Origin of the sequence: Kitasatospora sp. NPDC057542, from assembly GCF_042801945.1 — a bacterium.
Taxonomy (GTDB): Bacteria; Actinomycetota; Actinomycetes; order Streptomycetales; family Streptomycetaceae; genus Kitasatospora.
The window spans coordinates 1-1,691 of the sequence record NZ_JBHVFE010000811.1 but is presented as its reverse complement, the minus strand read 5'-3'; the positions used below and the strand labels follow the sequence as shown (position 1 = coordinate 1,691).

The window sequence follows — 1,691 nt, the reverse complement described above, 5'->3', positions numbered from 1 at the left end:
GTGCCGTGCGACCAGCCGAGGTAGGCGCCGCAGTTGCCGCAGAAGTCGTCCCCCTCCCCGTTGGCCGTTCCGCATTCGGGGCACACCGGCATCCGTCAGCCCTCCGCTCGCCCGGGTGGGCCGGGCAGGATCTCCACCCGGCAGGTCAGATGGACCGGACAGCCCGCCCTGACGACGGACCGCACCTGGTCCTCGTCCGGTTCCGGCCCGTGCAGCGGCCAGACCCGGACCAGCACCTCGCCGCTCGGTGCGGGCGGCAGTTCGGCGTCCGGGTCGGTGGACCAGGAGACGCCGCCGCCGTCCACGATCTCGGCTCCGGCGCCGAGCACCAGCCGCAGCCGTTCGGTGAGGCCGCGCCGGGTACCGCGCCAGCGGTGCAGTTCCACCGCGCGCTCGACCACCGCGCGGCGCACCTCCACCGGCCAGGCCGGGTCGACCTCCACCGCGACCCAGGAGGCCAGCCAGTCGAGGAAGTCGGCCGGCGCGAGGCCGGGCCGGAAGTAGGCGGGCAGGTTGTCCAGGGTCGCGAAGACCGGGGCGAGGACGGTGTCGAGGCCGGCCGTGAACCGCTGGGCGAGGTCGTCGTCGGCGAAGAGCGCGGGCAGCAGTTCGCCGATCGGGTGCGGGCTGGGCAGTCCCGGGACCGCGGCACGGGTCATGACGGCCCGTCCTCGGTGACCGCGGTGACCACGACCTGGTGCTGATGGGAGAAGACCAGGGCGTCCGGCGGGACGTCGACCCGCTCGGCGGGTGCACCCCGGCGTCCGGTGATCGGGTCGGCCGGGAACAGCCGCAGCTCCTCGACCCCCGCGACGGCGGCCACCCGCTGGAGCACCGCGAACACCTCCCCGTACTGCACCGCCCGGCCGAACGGCCAGCCCTCGCCGGCGGCGCCGCCGCGCAGCGGGTTGAGGTACCGGTACAGCGCGGCGAGCACCTCCTCGCGGACCCGGTCGGGGTCGGCGGAGCGGGTGGTGAGCCGGGCGACCACCGTCACGCCCTGGTAGGCGGGCGGCTGCACGACCAGCCGGGTGCCGATCAGCCGCCGCTCGTCGAGGGCCGTCGCCACGGCGGCCAACACCTGCTCGTCGGGGATCAGCTGCTCGAAGCGCAGCCGGTCGCCCTCGTCCGCGACGGCGTCGGGGACGACCAGCACCCGCACCGCCCCGGCCTCACCGCCGGCGGCGGGCACGCAGCTGATCCGGGCGGTGGACGGGGCGGCCTGCCGGGCGATCAGCTCGAAGTCCCCGGCAGTGACGGCACGTTCCTGCAGGCGCAGCTGGTGCGGGGCACGGGCCTTGGCGTTCTCCACCGTCTCGCCGTCGACCCCGCCCCGGGCCGCCTCCCGGTTGTCGACCCGGGCGATGTACGGGACGGAGCTGCGCAGCACCGTGATGGTGCCGCGGGCTACGTTTCCCGCGATCCCGCCGCCGGTGCGGTAGCGCGGGACGCGCAGCCGGGCGCCCTTGGGCGGCACCGCCCCGAAGGCGCGCAGGCTGCCGCCGGGTTCCCGGACCGCGGGCGGGAAGAGGAACTCGCCGGTGGTCGCGTCCAGCACCACGTGCCGGTCGGCGGGCGAGGACTCGCCGAAGTGCTCGACGACCGTCCACCGTTCCCAGCCGTCGTCGGCAGCGACCTCGACCACCGGGGGCTCGCCGTCGAGCCGCACCGGCGGCCGGGCGAGCCGGAAG

General features: G+C 76.1%; 3 protein-coding genes. All 3 read right to left on the bottom strand.

The window, feature by feature from the left end:
- A partial coding sequence (locus ACFU7Y_RS43745; protein ID WP_380772025.1) for a zinc-ribbon domain-containing protein occupies window positions 1–92 on the bottom strand: 92 nt, incomplete at its 3' end.
- Between the two features lie 3 nt (window positions 93–95).
- Window positions 96–659, bottom strand: a complete 564-nt coding sequence (locus ACFU7Y_RS43740; RefSeq protein WP_380772023.1) for a phage tail protein — start codon at window positions 657–659, stop codon at window positions 96–98.
- Window positions 656–1,691: putative baseplate assembly protein (locus ACFU7Y_RS43735; RefSeq protein ID WP_380772021.1), on the bottom strand; the 1,036-nt coding region annotated here is incomplete at its 5' end. The genes ACFU7Y_RS43740 and ACFU7Y_RS43735, both read right to left, overlap by 4 nt.

What these genes read in the sequence shown, in the direction of transcription:
- ACFU7Y_RS43740 (WP_380772023.1), bottom strand. Translation starts at nt 659, where the DNA reads ATGACCCGTGCCGCGGTCCCGGGACTGCCCAGCCCGCACCCGATCGGC.